The organism is Stieleria maiorica (assembly GCF_008035925.1).
In the GTDB taxonomy this organism is placed as follows: domain Bacteria; phylum Planctomycetota; class Planctomycetia; order Pirellulales; family Pirellulaceae; genus Stieleria; species Stieleria maiorica.
In genome coordinates this window covers 9,872,044-9,894,293 of the sequence record NZ_CP036264.1, presented here as the reverse complement: position 1 = coordinate 9,894,293, position 22,250 = coordinate 9,872,044, and the positions used below count along the sequence as shown (strand labels likewise).

The following is a 22,250-nucleotide window of genomic DNA, read 5'->3' as shown; positions in this document are numbered from 1 at the left end:
GGAAACAAATCGGTTGACGATGGATGATTCACGCCCTCTGACATTTTACCCCAAAATCAACATTTTCAAGTCAGTTTTCCACTTAGTTTTCCACAAAGTCTTAGGATCTTAACCTATTGTAAACACGGCAGATACGGCGAGCCGATTCGACGATTTCTTCCTCCGTGGAAAACCGGCTCAGGCTGAACCGGATCGCACTTCCGACAGCCCACTCGGGGGATCCCATGGCAAGCAAAACATGGCTCGGAGGGCTGCTACCACTGCTGCACGCCGATCCGCTGCTGCAGGCCACCCCGGCGAAGTCCAACGCCATCAACATCGACTGCCGATCGGTGCCCGCAAAAGAAACACAACTCGTTCCCGGCAAACGGGTTTCGTTTTCGCCGTGGATCAACAGCCCGGGGCACTCGCGGCGTAGCGTCGCTTCGAATTGACCCCGTTGGCTGACCATTTGCTGACAGGTCGCCGACTGTTTTTCCACAGCGATTTCGATCGCTTTGGCCATCCCGATGACGAGCGCAACCGGCTCGGTCCCCGGCCGGGTGACCAGTTGCTGCTCCCCACCAAACAGAAGGGGGCGGAGTTTGATTCCGGCGTCGATCCATAACGCCCCCACACCGGCCGGTCCGTGAAATTTGTGCGGGGTGATGGTGATCGCCGCGGCGGGGAGGTCGGCGATGGTGGCGGGAAGTTTGCCGATCGATTGGGTCGCGTCGACGTGCAACAATGCACCCGCAGCGCGACAAGCCTCCGCGACGTCGGCGATCGGCTGGACCACGCCGGTTTCGTTGTTGGCCGACATCACCGAGACGACCGCTTGCCGGCCGGCCAGATCGGCGAGGGTCTGTCGCAGCGCGTCGACACGGACCACTCCTCCGGCAGTGACGGGCAGGAACTGGACGTGTCGGCCTTGCTTTTGAGCCTGCTGGGCGAACCCGATCACACTGGCGTGTTCGATGCTGCTGACGACCAACGGCGAGTCGGGTTTCGCTAAACCGGCCAGTGCCAGGTTGTTCGATTCGGTGCCGCCGCTGGTCATGATCAATCGGGCTCCGCCGGGCAACGACAGGTCGCTTCCGAGGCGGGCCCCGATTCGCTGGATGGCATCGTCCAGTCGATCGCTGCAGCCGCGGCCGATGGCGTGCTGGCTGGAGGGATTGGCCGGCCCGCGCAGCATCTCGGCGTGGATCACGTCGGCGACTTGGGGGTCGATCGCGGTGGTGGCGTTGTTGTCCAGATAAATCATTCACCCGCCACGGCTGTCGAGATCGGCCAATTGTTGCGAAGCGGGGTAATCACGCCGGGCTTCGGCCAGCAGGTCGTCGGCCAAATCCCGGCGGTCGGCGTCCCGCAAGTCCTTGACCAACATCACGTATTGATCGACCAGCCAGCGATCGATCACGGCGGTCAATTCGCCGGCGTTGTCCTTGCCGGGCAATGTCCGGGCCAATTGAAACAGCTCGGGAAGCATCACGTACAATTCTCGCTCGGCCAGCCGTTGAACGGCGGGCCACAAGACGGATGCCCGGTTGGGATGGTCGTTGTTCCAGCCGACCCAGAACGGGCCGCCGGAATCTTGCAGCTGCATCGTGTCGGTCAACAAACCGGCTACAGCAGGGGTGTTCGTCGGACCTCGTCGGAGCGAGACCAGATGCCAATGGCTGGGCTTTTTTCCTCGGACAATTGAGATCCAGCCTTTGGCCCGGATTTGACGTGCCAGCGGCCCGGTCGTGTCCGTCCGGGTGATCGGCGTGATTTGGACGTGGAAAAACGGGATCTCGTAAAACGAGAATTGGCGGGTCTGAAAATGGCTCGGCGCAAACTCGGTCCCGGAAACACTGCCCTTGATCGCCACGACGGTCGCGACCAAGAATAGGCTCAGAATCGAGCTTACGAGGATCAGCGAACGGCGCGACCCCTTGCGAGAGCGGTTGGGTGAATTAGGCGAACGGGTTGACGAGACCGACGTGGACACGATGCCATCCATTGGGGATGTTTGGGCGAACCATCAAAGTTACAGCCAAAGTACAGCATCCACCAGTTTATGCCATGTATCGATCGACATCGCTCCGCAAATCGCCGCGAATGCACGCTATGATGTCGGCCGACGGCAGCCAGCCTTGGTTGATGCGGGAAGCAGTCGGTCGGGCAGCCGGCGCGACAGTCGGCGGTCGGCCAAAATCCACGCGGCGTCCCTACGACGTGCTTTTTCCCGGGGCGACGCGGGACCCGGTTGTGCAATCGGGACAGCAATCGCCGGCCGAGGCGGCTGAAGATGAAGATCCGACGATTCGGCGAATGCGATTGGAAGCAGTCTTGTTGCTCGCAAAAACGCCGTTGACCACGCGAAAACTGGCCCAATTGGCTCACTTGGCGGATGGTACGGAGACCCGTACACTTGTCCGCCGCTTGAATCAGATTTACGACAACTTGGGTCGATCGATCCGGATCGAGCAGGTCGCCGGGGGTTTTCGAATGTTAACCCGCGCCGCTTATGCCCCTTGGTTGGCCCGACTGGGACATTTACCTTCAGCAGTTCGGTTATCATCGCCGATGATGGAGACGCTGGCCGTTGTCGCGTATCGCGGTCCGGTTTCACGCGCCGACGTCGAAGCAATTCGTGGTGTGGCTTGTGGGGAGTTGTTGCGGCAACTGATGGAACGCGATTTAATTCGAATTTCCGGGCGAAGCGAAGAGCTCGGACGACCCTATCTTTACGATACAACAAAGCAGTTTTTACAACTTTTTGGACTTCCCTCCGGCGACGCCCTGCCGCCGATCAATTGGGAACCGTTGCAAGAAGATGCAGAAATAGACCCAGAACCATTTGATTCAGAACACTCGAGCTAAGCAGTTTCGACATCTAAGAAGGAGTCAGTCGTGAGCCTTGTTGCTTTCGCATCGGTCACCCCAACCAACCCGTTTGCATCCTCTCCCGAACCGACGACGGGTCATCTGGTCGATGATTCGTTGCTGTGGTTTCCCGTCGATCCCGTTGTCGATACGCCGCTGGCGGTGATCGAAGACGAAGAAGATGATCTGTACGAAGGCGATCATGACTTCGACGACGAAGACGAAGACTGGGACGACATCGACGAGGACGACGACGAGGAGGAGGACGACGAGGACGAAGACGCCGAAGAGGACGACGACTGGGAAGAAGTCGACGACGAGGATGACGACGACTTCGGCGATGACGACGAAGAATCAGAAGACTTCGACGACGATGAAGCCGATGACTGGGACGACGATGAAGAAGACGACTGGGATGACGACGGCGATGGCGACGACGAAGAGTGGGATTGAGATCGATCAATCCCCCAGCCGGAATAGCTCCCGCAACGCCTTGACCAGCCCCTTTTGATGCCCCTCGGCCGCGTCCTCTTTCAATGACGATAGCGGCGGGTGCAACAACTTGTTGATCAACCGGTCAAGCGATTTCTCGATCTCTTTTTGCATTGCCGGTTCACCGCCCAAGGCGCGTAACTTGGGCAGCAACCGCTCCAGTTCGTCCTGTTTGATCTGCTGCGCGTGCTGCCGCAAACGTTTGATCACCGGACCAGTCGCGCGATGATTCAAATCGGTCAATAAACGCTGCGTTTCCTCCGTGATGATCCGCTGCGCTTTGGGCCACTCCTTCTCCCGCTCGTGCCGATTTCGCTGGCACGCCGCCTGCAAGTCGTCGATCTGGTAAAGGTACAGGTTGGGAAAATCGTCCAGCCGGGCGTCGAAGTCACGCGGCACGGCCAGGTCCAACACCAACAGCACTCGGTCGCGTCGCTGCGATCGCAGTTTGGCGTATTGCTCGTAGGTCAAAATCGGTTCGGTCGCCGCCGTCGTGCCGACCATCAAGTCCGCTTGAACGACCTGATCCAACAAACTCTCCCAAGGGGCGTATCGGATCGAAAACGCATCGGCCAGGCCCTTGGCTCGCTCCAGCGATCGGTTCAAAACCACGATGTCGTTCGCCCCGGCTTGGATCAGATAACGAAGCGTTTCTTCGCCCATCTCCCCGGCACCGCAGATCAACACCCGTTTGCCGACCAACGAATCGAACACTTCCGGAACGACTTCGCCCACCGCCACGCTGGGCACGCTGACCCGTCGGCGATGAATCTCCGTCTCCGTTTGCACCCGCTTGGCCGCATGATTGGCGGCTTGAAAGACGGCGTGCGTCAGCGGACCGGCCGATCCCGATTGACAGGCCAAATCGTAGGCCTGTTTGACCTGTGAGAGGATTTGGGATTCGCCGATCACCATGCTGTCCAGACTCGATGCGACCGTGAACAGGTGTTCGACCGCATCATGTCCGCTGCGATAGATCATCTGCTCGACGACTTCATCGGCCGGCAGCTGATGTTGTTCGGCCAGAAACCGGATCACGGCGTCGCGATCGAGCGAGAACTCTTCGTCGGTCGTCGTGTACAGCTCGGTCCGATTACACGTGCTCAGCAGCACCAATTCGCCTTTGGGAAACCGCCGGCGGAACTCGTCCAAGGCCGTATCGATTTGGTCGCCCGAAAACGCAACCCGTTCACGGAATTCAACGGCCGAGTCGTGGTGACTGCAGCCGATCATTTGCAGTTTCATCAGCCCACCCCGTGTGAACTGAAGATGACGCCGACGAGCGCCAGGACCAGAAAGCCCAGGCTGGCCAACGTCATGTAGAACGCCTTTCGCCCCCGGCTGGCCGGCGAGTACAGAAACTCGATCGCCGTGGCCGCCACCAGCCACAGGAACAGAACCAGCGACAACAGGATTCCGCCGTCGGACCATTCGAAGTGCTCGTTTTGATTCAAATTCATGATCGCACCGGCAACCACCCCGATCCCCACTGCGGCGGTGCTGATCACCAGCGTCCGTCGGTTGGCCCAGTCGAGCGTCTCCAGCGTCGGCAGACGGAACCCCCGCATCCCGGCCCGCTTGTGCTTCAGACGCCAGGATTGCACCAGGTACATCACCCCGGCCAGAAAACCGACCAACACCGCGCCGGTCCCGATCATCATCGCCAACCCATGAATCGATCGCCACGCGTTGGCCGTTTCGGTGCGTGAAAACCGCTCCCAACCGCCGATCCAAATTCCTAGCCCGATGGTCAGCAAGATCAGCGGCAGAAAAAAGAAACTGATGATCGTGTCGCTGCGGCGGACGTAGGCGATCAAAAAACAGATCGCCAGCCCCAGCGCCAACAACAGCGACCACTCGGCCCAGCTGGACAACAGCCCCCGGCCGTCATCGTCGGGCAGATCCACGGCCCGTAAAAACAGGTAGCTGATGTGGGTGAACAGCCCCACGCCCATCATCGCCAGCACCGCCGCCATCCGAAACCGGAATTGGCCGACTAGCCGCGTCAGCTCCAGCAGCAACGCCACCAGATAACTGGTGAAAAAACAGGTGATAGAAATCTGGTGAAGGATTCCCAACACAGGCGAATTGGCTCCAAAAGCGGTCCCGAGACAAACACGTTGCAGGCTGTCATGGTACACATCGCCGTGAAAATGGCCAGAGTCAACCGGTCGGCGAGGGCTCACCAAGGACTCTCCAACCATCTTCGAATACCGATTTTTCCAGTGTCATCCAGTCGCACCCGAATGGCACCGCTGCGGGCGGTGATGTGTACGCCGCTGCCGGTCACCGACAACATCGCTTCGACTTCCGTCCGCGCCGCCCGACGGCTGCCGCTGACGATCGTCTGCTGCGGCCGCGCCCAGGCCAACACCACATCGGCGTCCATCGACAAACTGCCATGGTGGGGTGCCATCAACACGCCACCGGCCGGCGGCCGCGGCCGTGATGCCAACGCCCCGGTCCCCGGCGGCTCCAAATCCCCCGGCAACAACAACGTTCCGCCGCCATGGTCGATTCGCAACACCATGCTGTTGGCGTTGTCGCTGCCGGTGATGCGGTGGCCGGACGGATGCAACACCGACATGCCCGCCGGCACGACCCTCGCCCCGCCCTCCTCCTCTGCGATCCCGTCCGCAGTGACCTCGTCTGCAGTGACCTCGTCTGCAGTGACCTCGCGGACGGGAATCCCGTGATCGGCGATTGCCGCGCGAACCGGCGCAAGGGCCGCGTCACCGCCGTGCAACATCGCCGGTGGCGTGATGATCTGGTCGACCGAAAATCGATCCAAGATCGCCGGCAAGGCGTTGTAATGATCCGCGTCGGCGTGTGATAGAAACACCCCGTCCAAGTGTGTCACCCCCAGCGACCAGAGCGCGGTGTCGATGTCGCGGCTGGTGCCGAAGTGGTTGCCCATCCGTCCGCAATCATACAACCACACCCTTTCGTCGGGCGTCCGCACGATCACGCTGGTCCCGTGCCCGACGTCGATGAACGTGGCTTCCAAAGTGCTCGGCGGCAGCGGACTGACACGCGTCGAAATCGCGAATACCGCCAATCCCCACACCAGCACCCAGCCACAGCGGAACCAACGCGCTCGCCGCGACCGCCAAATCAACGACGCCGCCATCACCGCGTAAAACAGTCCCACCGCGGCGGTCGGTGGTGCCGGCAGCCAGGCGTGCCCGGCCGGCCAGGTAGCCGTTCCCTGGATGATCCACCACATGTACCGCAAGGCCACGTGACAGACCGTTCCGGGGATCATCCCCAACCAGCTGTGAACGGGATCCAAGATCACCGTCAACACACCGGCCGGCAACGCCAACATCAATCCGGCCCACACCAACACGTTGGTCAACACGCTGACCAGCGACACCAGATGAAAGTTCGACCACACCAACGGCAAACTGACGGCCGTCACGCATGCACTGAGCCATGCCATCTGGCCGAAGAACCGGGCGACCGTTTTGGCGTGTCGGACGTAGCGGCTGGACGACGCGTCGACCATCGCTTGGAAACCGCTCTCACGCTGCAATTCCATCTCCGATCGCATCGACCCCGGCACGATCGGTCGTCCGGCCAGCATCAACGTGATCACCGCCAAGAACGACAGATGAACGCCGACCGAAAACACGTTCATCGGGTTCAACAAGATCAACAGCAACGCCGCCACGCCCAACGTATTGATCGGCTGGGATGTCCGCCGAACACAGGTCGACAACAACAGCATTGAAATCAAAATCGCTGCCCGCATCACCGGCGGGCGGCCGCCCGTCACCGCGACATACAACGCGCTGACCGCCACAATCACCACAAAGCGGCTGAACGGCTGAATCCCCAGTGCGGAAACGATCCAGGTCACCACCAGCACCAGAATCGCCAAGTGCATTCCGCTGACCGACAGCAAGTGCGCCGTGCCGGTGGCCAACAAAGCATCGCGCGTCTTCGGGTCCACAAACTCACGCTGGCCGACGACCAACGCGACCGCCAACGGTCCGGTCACCTGGTCGGTGTGACGCAGCAACGATTGACGCCCCCGTGTGGCGATCCCCGCCACCGCAGCGGCGATTCGGTCGGGCGATGGCTGCAGCAATGTGATCGCACCGGCGTGTTTCGTTTCAATGCGGCCGTGCAGCCCGCGGCGTCGATACGAAGGACGCAGGTCGCTTTCGCCAGGGTTGGTCGGACCTTCAAAGGAACGCAGCCAGCCATAGATCTCCAACCGATCCCCGGGGCGAAACTCGCTCATATCCCCGTCGACGTAAACCAACACCTTGCCGTCGATCGCTTCATAACCGTCGCCCACACGACGCTGATCCAGCGCAATCGTCAATTGACTTTGCCACGGCGATTGGCCATCACCCCGGCGCCCGTATGAAATCGGATTGCGGCGCAGCGAGACCGTACAATCCAGCCGGCCCCGCACCACGATCGGCTGGTCGGATTGATCGACCAACGCCCGAATCGACGCGCCGCGATATGATGTTTCGCTCCACGCATGCAACACCCCAAAGCAACACATCCACAAGACCGCATTGCACGTCCAGCGGACCACGCGAGCCGATCCTCCCACGCCGGTCCATTGCACTCCCGTCGGCGAGGGGCGCAGCATGCGCTCGATCGCCAGGGGCAACAAACCCGCCACCGCAGCGATCGACAACCAACGCGTCATGCTGGTCCACAACGACACATACCACCACGCATCGCAGACCACCCCCAACGCGGCGAAGCCACTGGCAACGACAAACGGAAACCGGTGCAGCATCGACGCCAGTCGTCCGCCGGGCTCCAGCAGCAGGTCCCGATTCAACCAGTCACGCCGCATCCATTGCCGCAACCGCGATCGTCGCCTCCAAGCCGCGTTCACCCCGGTCGCTCCCATTAGCGTGCTGGCAATCAATTTGAATCGCCGCCAAAACGTAGCTACCTTCGCCGGCAAGAGTGGCGACGTCAAAGTGGCGCTATCTGGTTAGAATAGACCAGTCGCGACCGACAATGAAGTAGTCCGACACCCCCTGAAGTGAACTTTACATCGCAACGCCTTTCCAATCGTGAAACCCAACGTCATGAATCAACCAACGCGAGCGATCACGTCCCTCCTTTTGCTGCTATCGGCCGTTTCTGTTTTGAACGCACAAGTCACCCCAACCACGTTGAAGTACCCCGTCACCGACCAGGCGGACGTCCGCGATTCGTACCACGGCATCGAGGTCGCCGACCCCTTTCGCTGGCTGGAAGACACCGAGAGCGACGAGACCGAACAATGGGTCAAGGCACAAAATGAAGTCACTCAGGCCTACTTGCAATCGCTTCCCCAGCGCGAACCGATGCGACAGCGGCTTGAAAAGCTTTGGAACTATGAACGCTATGGCGTCCCCAGTCGCCGCGGCGAGCGCTACTTCTATACCCACAACAACGGGCTGCAGAACCAAAGCGTCCTTTACATGGCCGATTCGCTGTCCGCCGAGCGACAGGTGCTGATCGACCCGAACAAGTTGAGCGACGACGGCACGGTCGCACTGGCCGGTACCGAGCTGACACGTGACGGTTCGTTGATCGCTTACGGATTGGCCGACGGCGGCAGCGATTGGCGGACCTGGAAAGTTCGTGACGTAGCCACCGGCAAGGATCTGGAGGACGCCGTCCATTGGGTCAAATTCAGCTCGATCGCTTGGTTGCCCGACAACAGCGGTTTCTTTTACGCCCGCTACGACGAACCCGATGCCGGATCGGAATTGACCGGCACCAACGAAAACCAACGGCTGCACTTTCACGCCCTGGGAACCGACCAGAGCGACGACCCGTTGATTCTGAAACGTCCGGATCATCCCAAATGGGGATTCTCGCCGGTCGTCACCGACGACGGACGGTACCTGGTGATCCAGAACTGGAAAGGCAGCGAACCGAAGTCGCAAGTCTTCGTCAAAGACCTCCGCGATGCCGATTCGGAAATCATGCCCCTGATCACGGGATTCGATTTCGAATACGACTTCATCGGTTCGAACGAAGACACAATGTACTTCCTGACCGATCACCAGGCTCCGCGGCGACGCGTGATCGCCGTCGACGTGAACGCGCCGCAGCGTGAGCATTGGAAAGAAGTGATCGGTGAGTCCGAAGATGTGATCGAATCGGTCAGCCTGTTCGGAGAAACGTTCTACGTCGACGCTCTCCGCGATGCCCGCAGCCACGTCAGCCGATACGCGATCGACGGATCCTCGATCGGCGATTTCGATTTGCCCGGTGTCGGAACCGTCAGCGGCTTCGGCGGTCACCAGGACGCTACCGAGACGTTCTTTAGTTTCACGAATTACGTCACGCCCGGTGCGATCTATCGAGTCGACCTGACCGAGGACTCTCCAGCCGAAGCGACGTCTTTGTGGCGACAAAGTGAGATCGATCTGGACTTGGATGCCTTCGTCACCGAACAGATCTTTTGCGACAGCAAGGACGGCACGAAGATTCCGATCATCATCACGCGTCGCAAAGACAGCAAACTGGACGGCACCAATCAAACCTTGCTGTATGCCTACGGCGGGTTCAACGTTTCGCTGACCCCCGTGTTCTCGCCCGCCAACGCCGCCTGGGTCGATGCCGGAGGGATTTATGCGGTGGCCAATTTGCGCGGCGGCGGAGAGTACGGACGCGAGTGGCATGAATCGGGCATGCGGCTGAAAAAACAAAACGTCTTCGACGACTTCATCGCCGCGGCGGAACACCTGATCGATGCCGGATACACCACGTCAGGCCGGTTGGGCATCCGCGGCGGCAGCAACGGTGGGTTGTTGGTCGGCGCCGTCATGACCCAGCGGCCCGATCTGTTCGGCGCCTGTTTGCCGGCCGTCGGCGTGATGGACATGCTTCGCTACCACAAGTTCACGATCGGATGGGCCTGGGTCACCGAGTATGGCAGCAGTGACGAAGCGGACCAGATCGAGAACTTGCTGTCGTATTCACCGCTTCACAACTTGAAACCGGGGACGTGTTATCCGCCGACAATGATCACGACGGCCGACCGCGACGACCGCGTCGTGCCGGGACACAGTTTCAAGTTCGCTGCGGCCCTGCAAGCCGCCCAGTCCTGTGACAATCCGACGTTGATCCGCATCGAAACCCGAGCCGGCCACGGCGCGGGAACCCCGGTCAGCAAACAGATCGACCAGTACGCGGATCTCTGGGCATTCTTGCAAGCAAACCTGAACTGACATTGTCGGCCGCAGGCCCTATTTGCTATCGGCACGAGTGGGATAGGCTTCCAGCCTGTCGATACATTCGGGTAAACGGTAGTGGACGACGCGAGGAGTCCTCGCAGCTGGCAATCCGAATGGACTCGTCGCCTCGTCCACTACCCCTCCCACCAAAAAACGCGCCAATGGATTGCCCGCGGACACCCAGCGAATCGTTCCGGTTCGTCTACACGATCAACCGAGACTTCATCTCCTATGCGCTGGTCAGCATGCTTTCGGTGATCCGGTCCCAGACCCGGCGCTGTGAATTCCACATCGTCCACGACGGTGACATTCACGACGCCGATCAATCCCATATCGGCAACCTGATCCAGGCCAACGGCGCCGTGGTCGCCTTCCACCGTGTCGGCGAATCGTTCCCCCGCCAGTTCGCCCAGCATTCCGACTGGGACGTCTCGGTCTTGTACCGACTGGCCCTGCCGCAAATTCTGCCGGCAGAGATCGGCCGCGTCGTCTACCTGGATGGCGACACACTGGTCCGCGGGCCGTTGGACGAACTGTTCAACCAGGATCTGGGTGATTCCGGCTTGGCGGCGGTTCCCGAAGCCCATCCGGCGGTCGAACGACTCGGGTTGCCGCCCGAATCGGCGTACCTGAACAGCGGTGTGCTCGCGATCGACTTGGCCGTTTGGCGCTCGAAGCGGACCAGCCAGGCGATGTTGGACAAGGTGATGCAGGATCCCGATCGATGGGTCTACCCCGATCAAGACATCTTGGCGGTGCAGTTCGCCGGGGGGTGGACGCGTCTTGCGCCAGAGTACAACGTGACGCATCGTTTCTTTTCGGGTCCCGATGCGTTGCCTTTGCCGACGCCCGATCCACACGTCATCCACTTCAGCGGTCAGGGTTCGAAGCCCTGGCAAACCTGGCGACCGCATCCGTTCGCTGATGAATTCTGGCAGCTGGCCGAGGCGGTTCGCGATGCCGGATTTGATCTACCGAAGCGTCCGCAAAAGAAACGTCGCTGGTACCAGCGTGGCCCCGTCGCCGCGTACCGAAACCGCCGCCGTCGGATCCGTCAGCAGCGGCGTGACAAGGCCGCAGCCGAACGTCAGATGCGGCGGGCAATGTTACAGGCCCGTGATCGTGAAATGGTGTTGCAGTTTGCTGGCGAGATGACGGTCCGGCGCGGCCCCTTTGCCGGGCTGCGCTACCCCGAAGCCTACTCGCACGGCAGCACGCTGGCGGCGAAGTTGTTGGGCACGTACGAAGCCGAACTGCAACCGGTATTGAATCGTTTGCTTGCCAAAGACTATCCGGTGATCATCGACGTCGGCGGCGCGGAAGGTTACTACGCGATCGGCTGCGCGATGCGTTGGCCGGATGCCCGGGTGTTGGCGTACGAGCTGCAACGCGAAGCCCGGGCGGCGATCGCCGAGATGGCGGCGGCTAACGGCGTGGAAGACCGCTTGGTCGTTCAAGCTGAATGCATGTTCGGCGACCTTTACGGAAGACGCGGTTTGGTGATCTGTGACATCGAAGGCGGCGAGGCGGAGTTGTTGGTCGACGAGCGCGCCGCTGAAGCCTTCGCCGACAGTGACTTCCTGATCGAGACGCACGACCTGTTTCGCCCCGGGATCTGTGAGCGGCTGCACGAGCAATTCGCCGCCACGCACGACGTCACCGTGATCGACGCGATCCTGGACGACGAGCGGCCGCGGCACTGGTCGCTCCCCGAACTCGCCAATCTGAGCATCCCCCGCCAAGCCCAGGTGCTCGGCGAGCGCCGCGCCGGCCCGATGCAATGGCTGCTCTGCGAGTCCAAACACCCTTTCCCCCACCGCCCCACCACCGCCAAACACGCGGCGTAAGTACGGCGTCCGCAACCTCCCCGCATCGAAACTCGGTTGCCGCATGCCAGCCCGACGCGTAAGCGAGGGGCCCCACGTCACACTCGCGTGCACGTTCAACCATGGTAGAGCCATTGTCCCAATCGCTCCCCCGACAATTGTCTCAATCGTCCCCGGCACGAATGGCACGGGCGTGAGCGCTGGTGTCTAGCCTTTAGGGACCGTCCAGCTTAGGGCGATGCTCTTCTTGGGGTACGATGGCCCTTCCGGGCCGTCGCCCGTGGGGCTCAGCGCGACGACCTAGAAAGGACGTCGTACACCCCTCCACCGACCACCTCTTACCCAATCGGCCAGATTATTTGGATTCGTCGCGTTTCGCCTCCGTCCTAAGCTTGACGGTCCCTTTAGGCGATTCCCGGTCGCTGCGAAGCAGCGACAGTGGGCGGCTAAAGCCTGAACACCAACGATTGCCGCGTTCCTTTTGACTGATGCCCGTGCCACTCTCCCCCGGCACACCGTCTACGATCCATCCAAGCATCCCCCCTCGTCATCAAAATGATCGTCGCAGCTCAAACCGAACGATATCGCTGTACCAATTGCTGTCGGTGAGAACGGTTCCGTAACCGACGTACAAGCTGGTGGGAGACTGGCTGGTGGGAGACCGGCCGCAGCATGGGTTCGACTTGATCGAAAACCTTGCGCCCACCTTGAAGTTAACGATGGCGTCGTTGACGGCGGAGTTCCGCTGACCGGTCGAATCGCTACGCAGTCCGCTGAAGACGTGCCAACCGACGACTTCCGCGACCGGGGAAACATCCAACCGCGAACCCTCGAGGGCCTTGTAGCTGGCCCCCAGTCCATACCGCAGCACTTCGCCGGTAAACTCGCGACGCTCACCCGTTCCGCCGACCGGAGGAGCCGTCGAGCCACCGATCGGGATCCAATAACGCAGCTCCGATTCAACCGTCACGTTACAGCTGGGCCGAAACAGGCTTAGCAACCCCGGCTCCAGACTGACGTGATCGGTGCTCAGGCTTTTACTTGCGTCCCCGGTCGGAAAGTACCCTCGCAGCTGCGCCGTAAACAACGACGTTTCACTTTCCAGCAACGAGGCTTTGACGCCAGCTTGGATGTCATACAAGCCTCCGGTGTTGGCGTTGACAACCGGGTCGATCCATCGAATCGGGAGTTCGGCGAACAGGGAAACGTTTTCCCAGCGATGCCACTCAAGGTACGTGGCGAGTTCTTGGTGGTTGTCGATGCCTCGTTCCAGTTCCGGTGCGCCTGCGACACCGTACTGGGCATAAACGAATTCGGCTCGGTCGGCAAAGCGACTGGAGTATGCGGCGTCAAAGCGGAATCGGATTTGGTTTCCCAGCACGGCGGAATCGATGTAGCCGACCCCGCTGTCGCCGACCACAATTTGGGCCTGCGTTGTCGGCAGCGCCGCCAGCGACCACACAAGTGCGATGGCGAACAGAAGGTGGCCAACACGTCTGCAGCCCCGGTTGCGCATTTCCAAGGGATCTTAACAAGAGTCATTGGACGGCCTTCGCGACCGGTGACCGAACACACATCGTCGTTATCGGCATCCTTGGTTCAATCGTCCAATCTTTCCGAGACGGACTTTTCAAAGGCGAGGTGTTGGTCCAGGAAGTCTTGGATCTCGGGATTGAGCGGTTGCCGACGGAGCGCGGCGCGCTGGTTCACGATGGCTTGATCGACATACTGTTTGGCGGTGTCCCAGTCACCGTTTTGTGAATGCAGGTACCCGATGCCGCCCAACAGGCGTCCGCGTAAACTGTGGAAACGGGCTTCGGTCTCCGCGAATTCGGGAAACTTGTCCGTCATCAGTTCCAGCCGGCCGACGGCGTTTTGAAACTCGGTCATCGACTCTTGCCGGCGACCGAGCATCGCGAGCGCACCGGCGACGCTATTGCCGGCGTTGGCTGATTCATACAGGTAGATCGGAATCCCGGGAAACTCATCGAACAGTTTCGTTAACCGCTGCGTCGCATCGGTGGCAAACCCGAGTGCCGATTCTTTCCCACCCTCGATTCCCGTCAGCAGCAAATTTCCCAAGTCGACTTCGGCCACCGCCAAGCGAAATTGGTGATCACGGTTGTCGGGCTCCAACGCCAGCGCTTGTTCAAGGTTTTTGATCGCCAACTCGTACGACTGATGTGCTCCGTCGACTCGGCCGGGGAACTTTCGCAACAGCACGCCCAAGTTGATTTGGGACCGGGCAAGGTCCGCCAGGAATCGCGAACGGTCCGTTATCGGAAGCGACGTATCGTCGGCCAGCTCTCGGAGTAACTCGATCGCGCTATTGAAGTCGTCTTCCGCGACAGAAAACTCACCCGTCTGGGTCAGCAGCAGTCCCAGGTTGTTCAGCGTTCGACTGCACTCGAGTTTGTAATCGGTGTTTTCCGGGAACTGCCGATGAAACTTCGTTTGCAGCGAGAGCCCACGCTGGAAATGCACGCGAGCGGTCTCGGGATTGGTGATGCGAAGTGTTTCTCCGAGCATCGCGTGCGACCGCGCCCACTGGACCTGTAGGTCCATGTCATCAGGTGATGCTTCGATCAGTGAATCGAGCACCGCGATCGCGTCGCGAAACGCGAGTTGGGCTTCGTGAGTTTCGCCCAGCAGACTGTGCAGCAGTGCGATCCGATAGCGTGTCCGAGCGTACTGGTTCCACAATTGTGGATTGCTGGGCCGCGACTGCGACAAGCGTTCATAGAGCGACAAGGCACGATGGAGCAATTCACGCCGCGCCGTTTGCATTTGCGGTACATGCTCCAGCGAATCGCTGGCATAGCTGGTAACCATCTCGTGAATCACGTTCAACGAAACCGAAAAGAACTCTTCGGCTTCTTTTCGAGCTTCGCTTTCCCGTTGGACATGTTGGCGCAGCCGAATCGACGAGAGCAGCGAAATCGTCGCGATCACGATCAGCAACATCGCGATGCCGCTAGCCAGCGTCGCAACCATCGGATTTCGGCGACACCAACGAATCGATCGTTCCACGCGGCTGACCGGGCGGGCCAGGATCGGTTCACCGCGCAGGTAGCGGTTCAAATCATCGGCCAAGTCGGCGGCGGACGCGTAGCGTTTGGCAGGCTCTTTGAAGAGTGCCTTCAGCGTGATGGTTTGCAAGTCCGCATCGATCGCCCGGTTCAATTCACGTGGTTCGACCGGCTCTTCGTCGATGACCTGACGCAACGTTTCGATTGCGGAGGCGGATCGAAAGGGCGGCCGACCGGTCAGGCAGAAATAGAGCGTCGCGCCCAAGCTGTAGATGTCGCTGGCTTGGGTGCAACGCGAGGCATCCTGGGCTTGTTCGGGCGACATGAATGAAGGTGACCCCATCACCTCGCCCGTGTGGGTGCTGCCGGCGATGCCCTCGTCGGTCGCTTTGGCCAACCCAAAGTCCGCCACGTAGGGCCGTTCAGAGAACTCAGCGTTCCGTTCTACGCTTCGACGGTCAGATGAATCGCCACCAGCGGCATCACGTTGGGGTACAGAATGGGACGAGAGCGTGGCCGCGGACGAAAATGACGAGACCCGGCTTTCGCGCAGCAAAATGTTTTGTGGCTTGAGGTCGCGGTGCAAGATGCCGCTCTGGTGCGCATGATCGACTGCACCGGCGACTTTCGCCATCAACGCAGCCACGCGCCGGTTCTCGATCGGGTTGTCCTGCACCACCGATGACAGGCTGGAGCCATCGATGAATTGCATCGAATAGAACAGCGTGCCGTCGACCTCGCCGACCTCATAGATCGTCACGACATGGTCATGATCAAGCCGAGCCGCCGCTTGGGCTTCGGCGCGAAAACGTTTTTTCCACGTTTCTGCACGTTCCGGCGTTAACATGGAAAGTTGATCGGGGCGGATCAGCTTCACCGCCACGATGCGGTTGGCACTTTTTTGACGTGCCTTATAGACCACACCCATGCCGCCGGCACCGATCTGTCGCAACAATTCATAGTCGCCGAACGCTCCAGCGGACGCGCGTCGGTCGCTACCGTTTCCAGCGGTGACCGCTTTCGACCCCAACCGAATGTCATGGGCCAACCGCATGTCATGGGTCTGCGCCAAGGTCGGATCGTTGCTGGGATCCGTTGGGGAGCGATTCGATCGGAGTTGTTCTGTTTGGGACGCCGCGTCGATACGTCGCTCTTCGTCGACACCGATGGTCGGCCATGCGAGGTGCTGATCGCCCAACAGGGTTTCCAGGCGGTCGACGTCTGACACGTCCACGTCGGCCAAGCTTTCTAGTCGCCGCTGACAGGACTCGCATTGGCCCACGTGGTCCAGCAGTCCGCCGCCCAGGTCTTCATGGACCGAGTAGCCGCCGCTCAATAGCATCCGCAGCGATTCTTCGGTGGGGCAGTCCATCAACACGGATCCGGCGGAAGCAGTTCGGCTTGCTCCAAGATCGCGACCTCTTCCTGCAGCATCTTCTTGACCTTGCTTTTGGCGACCCAGACGGCACCGACTTTCATGTCTAACGACTCGGCCACCTGTTCGCCCGAGCGCCCGTTTCGCGTCAGCTGTTCGAACGCTTGCCAGGTTTTCGGCTGCACTCGATCACGCACCCGCAGCATGGCTTTCTCGAGCAATTCGCGTTTCCATTCGGCCTCCATTTGCTCGGCGAATTGATCGCCATCGCCGTGCTGCTGGAGCATTTGATGAACAACCGTATCGCCGGTCGCGATCGCCTGACGCTGCTTGTTGGTCAAAAAGTCGGCCCAGGCGCGACGGGCAATGGTTCGCAGAAAGCCACGAAAGCGTAGCTGGCCGTCGTACTCGAACGAAGCAGCTTGTCGCGAGAAAGCCATCAAGACTTCCTGCACCACGTCATCGGCATCGGAACGTTGCATCCCCCAACGGCGACACCAGGCGGAAACCAACGGGGCGTAGCGGGATTCGAAACGGCGCCATGCCGCGGAATCGTCGGGTTTAGATCGCAGCTGCCCGAGTAGCGTTGCACTGGTGGAAAGGTCAGATGGTTCGCTCACGACAGCCGCAGGGAAACAATTTTTCGAGAAACGAGAGAATCGCCATTAGGTTTCCGAAATCTTCCGGAAGTACCTGCCAAGACGACCGCCGGCACCAGGGCCAAGTATAGGAACTGGTCGTGCAAAGTCGAACTGAATCACTGTACCGCACCCGCGTCTTGCGAGGAACTTTTCCGTGTTATCACATGATCAATTCGTCAGGCAGTTTACCGAGGGGCTCAAACGCGACTATCGACGCCATAATGCGTGGTACGCGAGGTTTGTCGAAGATTGGACGCAAGAGGACGTGCTGACAAAACTGATCAATGCCGCCTACAAGCTCTACACCGCCACCGCCACCAACGCTCTCCAGCTGACCTTGCTGGGCGGCACCGAGATCCGCACGGAATCACCGCTGGTCCGCGCGTTCGGCGTCACCGCCGCCAACGGCATCCAGGACGAAGCGACGCGAAAGATCGTTCGGGCAGAATTCCTTCGTCGTGATTTTGAGGCCAAATCGAACTATTTGAAGAATCCCCACTGCACCGCTCGACCGAAAAAGCCTCGGCGCGTCACGAAGATCGGCAGCATCCTGAGCGAGAAGTGCTGGAGCCCCATTCTGAACGACACGTTGATCATCGGGGCCGCGACGGTCGGTCAGCATTTTACACTCGCGCTCACCGAAGAGGAGCGAGACGACTGGGAGAAGACCCACGGAATGAAAGTGAACCGGGTCGCGGTGCTCAGGTCCAATTTCGATAAGAACGAATGCAAGGATGCGTGGAAAGAGTTTCTTCGAGCAAACGTTCACATGTTCTTTGATGACGAAAAGCGAAACCCGCGCGTTTTCGCCCGAGAGCTGATCGGTCTGTGCGCCTTCGGTTACCAGCCGGAATTCACGTGGCATCAACTCGGATTCAGCCGCTCGAAAGCTGGAAAGAGCATCACGCCGACCTTTCGGAAGTACCTCAACGCCCTGGTGGACGTCAATTTTCAAAACAATAATTTTCAAAACAATGACCGACAGCAAATCCTGGAAAAGTTGGGCGAGTTTCTGTTCAACGATCGCAGGGCGTTGTTCTACGCCCCTCGATTGGTTGCCGCACGCGACCTGGTGGGGTAGCACCACAAGGTTTCGTCGCTGGCATGCGGGGTTTTGGGTCGGTTTTTCTGGTGCAGACCGGAATCGCGAGGTACTTGACTCTGTGCCTTTTCGCTTCCCGAGAGGAGAATCCACGATGAAACTGACCACCGACATCAACGAAGCCGCACAGCACCCGGGGGCCGTCAGCTACAAGGGTGGGACGATTGCCGCAGGGACTCCCGCCGACGCGGCAAAGGAATTGATTCGTCGTTTCATCGAAGCGAATGATGGAGCCGGACCGATTGAGTTTTTGTTGTTCGATGAATCGAGCTCGGATGAAAAGGGGGCACGCCAGGCGATCACGGAAAAGCGACTTTCCCCTCGTTCCGCCACAACACCTGCCTCGACCGCCGCTCCCGATCTCGCATCCGAAGTCAGGGTGCTCCGCAATCTCGGGACCGTCTTGCTGCTGGTGATCTTGGCCGCCGCGTTCGTCTCCGGCTACCAAGCAGTGTCTCAGCCGGTCTACGAATACGACATCGTTTATGTCTCGGACACCAAAGCGTCGCAACGTCTTCGCGAGATCGGCGGTCAAGGATGGAAGATCGTCGGCTCGCGCAGAGCCATCGGCCGTAACGACGACAAGGGTTATGAATTCGTCGTCGAACGGACCGCCAAGTAGGTGGCCGTTGGGAGCGTGACAGAAAAACAGGGGGGCAGAAAAATGGAGCCCGGTTGGTGGGGATGGGACCAGGGGTGAATAGGAATCCCTTTTTCCGGGTACGATGGCCCTTCCGGGCCGTCGCACATGGGGGCTAGACACGAACCAGCGTTGGTGTCCAGGCTTTAGCCGCACTCGGTCGCTGCTCCGCAGCGTGGGGAATCGCCTAAAGGCTAAACACCAACTTGCGCTGGTGTCCAGGCTTTAGCCGCACTCGGTCGCTGCTCCGCAGCGAGGGGGATCGCCTCATGGCTAAACACCAACTCGTATCTTTGTCTTTGAAGTTTTTTCATGTCGGATCGCTCGATCACCATCACGTCGGCCGAAGTTATCGATCTTCGGGTTCCGACGTCGGACCAAATGCTCGGTTCGGACCCGTTTCACAAGGCACCCGATTACTCGTCGGCCGTGCTGCATCTGGAAACCGATGCAGGACTGCGAGGCGTGTCGGTCGTGTTCACCGTCGGCGCGGGTACGGATTGGATTTGCTACGGTATCCGAGACCTTTGCCGGCTGATCGTCGGCACCAACCTGGAGGATTTTGCCGCAGCTCCGATCAAGCTCTATCGGCGGCTGATCGATCACCATCAACTGCGTTGGTTGCACGACGGTGTGTTTCGGATGGCCGCCGGTGCGGTGCTGAACGCGATGTGGGACCTGTGGGCCAAGTCGCTCGACAAACCACTCTGGAAACTGCTCGTCGATCTGGAACCGGAGTTCGTCGCCGATTGCATCGATTGGCGCAACATCGGTGATGCGCTGACGCGCGACGAAGCGGTCATGCTGCTGCAAAAGACGCGACCCCACGTGACGGAGCGCGAAGCGGAGATGGCCGAGCGGGGACCCCGAGCCTATTGCACCGCCGGGTGGCTGGGGCTGAGCGATGACGAAATCCTGGCGACGATCCAGAAGCTTCAGGATCAGGGGTTCGATGCGTTCAAGTTGAAGGTCGGTCGCGATTCGGACCAGGACGTTCGTCGGATCCGATTCATGCGTGATGCCATCGGTCCGGCGTCTCAATTGATGGTCGACGCGAATCAGTACTGGGGATTGGACCAGGCCAAGCGCCACATCGATCGCTATCGGCCGTTCGATCTAAAATGGATCGAAGAACCGATCGCCCGTGACGACGTGCTCGGTTACGTCGAGCTGGCCGAGACCTTCGCCGACGCCTCGTTTGATTTGGCCTGCGGCGAACAGGCGGCTTCACCGGTGATTTTCAAACAATTGCTTAAGAGCGGGGCAATCGGGTATTGCCAGATCGATGCGGTCCGCGTGGCCGGCGTGAACGACGTGATGGCGATCCTTCTCATGGCGGCCAAATTCAACGTGCCGGTCTGTCCCCACGGCGGCGGCATCGCGCTGTGCAACATGATCCAACACTACGGCATGTGGGATCAGATCGCCGTGTCGGGCCATTCCCAGACGCAGTTGGTCGAGTACATCGATTTCCTGCAGGACGCGGTCGAGCAACCCGTCCGAGTCCGCGAGGGATGCTACGTGACGCCCACGGCACCGGGCTGGGGATTGGAGTTTCGATCCGCGTTCATCGAGCAACACCGGTTCCCCGACGGAGAGGTTTGGAAGAATCGCAGTTCGGGGAAGAAGGGCGTGGCGTTTGAGGCGGATTGAATGGTTGGATGAACGGTCGGGGAGGATGACAGAAAAATGGGGGGCAGAAAAATTTCCTCGTTCCAAGGCTCTGCCTTGGAACGCACTGCAGTTGTGGCTCCTGCCACACGCCGGGTTTGCAACTCGAGGCGGAGCCTCTGGAAGCTGCCCGTTCCCAGGCGGAGCCCGGGAACGAGGGTGGCATGAGGCATGAACCCGCGCGAAGCGGCACTGTCCGCTTAGACTTCGACCGGAGTAACGCCGGCGTGTTGATCGGCGTTAATGCGGGAGATCAACTCTTGCAGAACTTGCTCGGCCTGATCATGAGAGACCTGACAGGTGCCGGCCGCTTCGTGACCGCCGCCGCCGTATTGGTAGCACAGTTCGCCGACATCGGTGCGGCAGGAGCGATCCAGGATCGATTTGCCGATCGTGAACACCGTGTTTTGCTTTTGCTTGCCCCACAACACGTGGATCGAAATGTTGCACTGCGGGTAGACCGAATAGATCACGAACCGGTTGGTCGCGTAGATCGTTTCTTCGTCGCGCAAATCCAAAACGACCAGGTTGTCGTGGACGGTGCCGCACCGTTTCAGCTGGTCTTGGGCGAGCTCCCGATGCAGTTCGTACATCTCGACGCGCTCGCGGACGTCCGGCAGCAGCAGAATGTCTTCGATGTCCAGATCGCGGCAGCAATCGATCAGATCCATCATCAATTGGTAGTTGGAAACGCGGAAGCTGCGGAATCGTCCCAGTCCGGTGCGGGCGTCCATCAGGAACGAGAGCAGCGCCCAGCCTTGAGGATTCTGAATCTCGTCGGCGGAGAATTTTGCGGCATCGGCTTTGTCGACCGCTTCCATCATCGCCAGGCTGATTTTCGGGAACCGCTCGCGGCCGCCGAAGTAGTCGTACACGACGCGGGCGGCGGAGTCGGCGCTGGTCGAAAGGACGTAGTTGTCGGCCTGCTCGCCTTCGTTACGAATCTCTTCGCTGCTGTGGTGATCGAAGCAGAGGTGACAACCCGGCACGTAGGGCAGGTTGGTCAGGATATCGTTCTCGGTCACCTCGATCTCGCCGTCCTGCATGTCCTTGGGATGGACAAACTTGATCTCGCCGAGGATGTCCAACTCTTTCAGCAGCAACGCGCAGACGAGTCCGTCAAAGTCACTTCGGGTCAGCAAGCGGTATCGTTGTTGTGTGTTGGTCATGTGCCCACATTCGATAGGTTTTGATGAAAGAATGCCCGCTGCGTGACAGTCTTCGCACCTCGACAGGTGCCACAGCGACGGGGAAGTTTAGGCCGCGAAATGGCCCCAAAACCGTGAAAAGCGAAAGTGAAGCGAACGAAGCAATTGTCGGGTTTATTGCGGAGGGTAAACCCCAATACCTTGATGTACGATGGCCCTTCCGGGCCGTCGCCCGTGGGGCTCAGCGCGACGCTCTTAGAAA

Annotated in this window: 16 protein-coding genes; 7 read left to right on the top strand and 9 right to left on the bottom strand. The window is 59.9% G+C overall.

The window, feature by feature from the left end; genetic code table 11:
• Positions 1–100: 100 nt before the first annotated feature.
• Together Mal15_RS33830 and Mal15_RS33825 are read right to left on the bottom strand one after the other, a co-directional pair.
• Entirely contained in the window at positions 101–1,246 is a 1,146-nt protein-coding gene (locus Mal15_RS33830) for a cysteine desulfurase family protein (RefSeq protein WP_147871766.1), read from the bottom strand.
• Complete coding sequence (locus Mal15_RS33825) at positions 1,247–1,870, bottom strand: hypothetical protein (protein WP_233903197.1); 624 nt, start codon at positions 1,868–1,870, stop codon at positions 1,247–1,249.
• 467 nt (positions 1,871–2,337) lie between these two features.
• Here Mal15_RS33825 and scpB point away from each other — a divergent pair, with 467 nt between their 5' ends.
• Both scpB and Mal15_RS34345 read left to right on the top strand, forming a co-directional pair.
• Positions 2,338–2,850 (top strand): SMC-Scp complex subunit ScpB, encoded by a 513-nt coding sequence (gene scpB / locus Mal15_RS35235; protein WP_233903196.1) that lies wholly within the window; start codon positions 2,338–2,340, stop codon positions 2,848–2,850.
• A 30-nt stretch (positions 2,851–2,880) separates the two neighbouring features.
• Positions 2,881–3,306, top strand: a complete 426-nt coding sequence (locus Mal15_RS34345; protein ID WP_167547211.1) for a hypothetical protein — start codon at positions 2,881–2,883, stop codon at positions 3,304–3,306.
• 6 nt (positions 3,307–3,312) lie between these two features.
• Here Mal15_RS34345 and hemA read toward each other — a convergent pair whose 3' ends face one another.
• The 3 genes from hemA to Mal15_RS33800 all read right to left on the bottom strand — a co-directional run bounded on the left by hemA (position 3,313) and on the right by Mal15_RS33800 (position 8,299).
• Positions 3,313–4,590: a glutamyl-tRNA reductase gene (hemA, locus tag Mal15_RS33810; protein ID WP_147871765.1), complete on the bottom strand. Its 1,278-nt coding sequence runs from the start codon at positions 4,588–4,590 to the stop codon at positions 3,313–3,315.
• Entirely contained in the window at positions 4,590–5,426 is an 837-nt protein-coding gene (locus tag Mal15_RS33805; protein WP_167547210.1) for a cytochrome c biogenesis protein CcsA, read from the bottom strand. The genes hemA and Mal15_RS33805 overlap by 1 nt, the downstream gene beginning before the upstream one ends.
• 101 nt (positions 5,427–5,527) lie before the next feature.
• A complete protein-coding gene (locus Mal15_RS33800; protein WP_147871763.1) occupies positions 5,528–8,299 on the bottom strand; it encodes a ComEC/Rec2 family competence protein in 2,772 nt (923 codons plus the stop codon).
• Between the two features lie 112 nt (positions 8,300–8,411).
• On the opposite strand from Mal15_RS33800, the gene Mal15_RS33795 reads away from it, so the two are divergent.
• A complete protein-coding gene (locus Mal15_RS33795) occupies positions 8,412–10,550 on the top strand; it encodes a prolyl oligopeptidase family serine peptidase (protein ID WP_147871762.1) in 2,139 nt (712 codons plus the stop codon).
• 167 nt (positions 10,551–10,717) lie between these two features.
• Positions 10,718–12,403, top strand: a complete 1,686-nt coding sequence (locus tag Mal15_RS33790) for a glycosyltransferase family 8 protein (RefSeq protein ID WP_167547209.1) — start codon at positions 10,718–10,720, stop codon at positions 12,401–12,403.
• A 529-nt stretch (positions 12,404–12,932) separates the two neighbouring features.
• Here the strand turns inward: Mal15_RS33790 and Mal15_RS33785 are convergent.
• The 3 genes from Mal15_RS33785 to Mal15_RS33775 all read right to left on the bottom strand — a co-directional run bounded on the left by Mal15_RS33785 (position 12,933) and on the right by Mal15_RS33775 (position 17,406).
• On the bottom strand, positions 12,933–13,844 hold the full coding sequence (locus Mal15_RS33785) for a hypothetical protein (RefSeq protein WP_147871760.1): 912 nt from the start codon (positions 13,842–13,844) through the stop codon (positions 12,933–12,935).
• Between the two features lie 137 nt (positions 13,845–13,981).
• Positions 13,982–16,783, bottom strand: coding sequence for a serine/threonine-protein kinase (locus tag Mal15_RS33780; RefSeq protein WP_147871759.1), 2,802 nt, complete (start codon positions 16,781–16,783; stop codon positions 13,982–13,984).
• Complete coding sequence (locus Mal15_RS33775; RefSeq protein ID WP_147871758.1) at positions 16,783–17,406, bottom strand: RNA polymerase sigma factor; 624 nt, start codon at positions 17,404–17,406, stop codon at positions 16,783–16,785. Before Mal15_RS33775 ends, Mal15_RS33780 begins: the two co-directional genes overlap by 1 nt.
• Before the next feature lie 175 nt (positions 17,407–17,581).
• Between Mal15_RS33775 and Mal15_RS33770 the strand changes: the two genes are divergently transcribed.
• The 3 genes from Mal15_RS33770 to Mal15_RS33760 all read left to right on the top strand — a co-directional run bounded on the left by Mal15_RS33770 (position 17,582) and on the right by Mal15_RS33760 (position 20,822).
• Positions 17,582–18,508, top strand: a complete 927-nt coding sequence (locus Mal15_RS33770) for a hypothetical protein (protein WP_147871757.1) — start codon at positions 17,582–17,584, stop codon at positions 18,506–18,508.
• A 115-nt stretch (positions 18,509–18,623) separates the two neighbouring features.
• Entirely contained in the window at positions 18,624–19,151 is a 528-nt protein-coding gene (locus Mal15_RS33765) for a hypothetical protein (RefSeq protein WP_147871756.1), read from the top strand.
• A 330-nt stretch (positions 19,152–19,481) separates the two neighbouring features.
• Entirely contained in the window at positions 19,482–20,822 is a 1,341-nt protein-coding gene (locus Mal15_RS33760; protein WP_147871755.1) for an enolase C-terminal domain-like protein, read from the top strand.
• A gap of 218 nt (positions 20,823–21,040) precedes the next feature.
• On the opposite strand, the gene Mal15_RS33755 is transcribed toward Mal15_RS33760, so the two are convergent.
• Complete coding sequence (locus Mal15_RS33755; RefSeq protein WP_147871754.1) at positions 21,041–22,009, bottom strand: exopolyphosphatase; 969 nt, start codon at positions 22,007–22,009, stop codon at positions 21,041–21,043.
• Positions 22,010–22,250 lie beyond the last annotated feature (241 nt).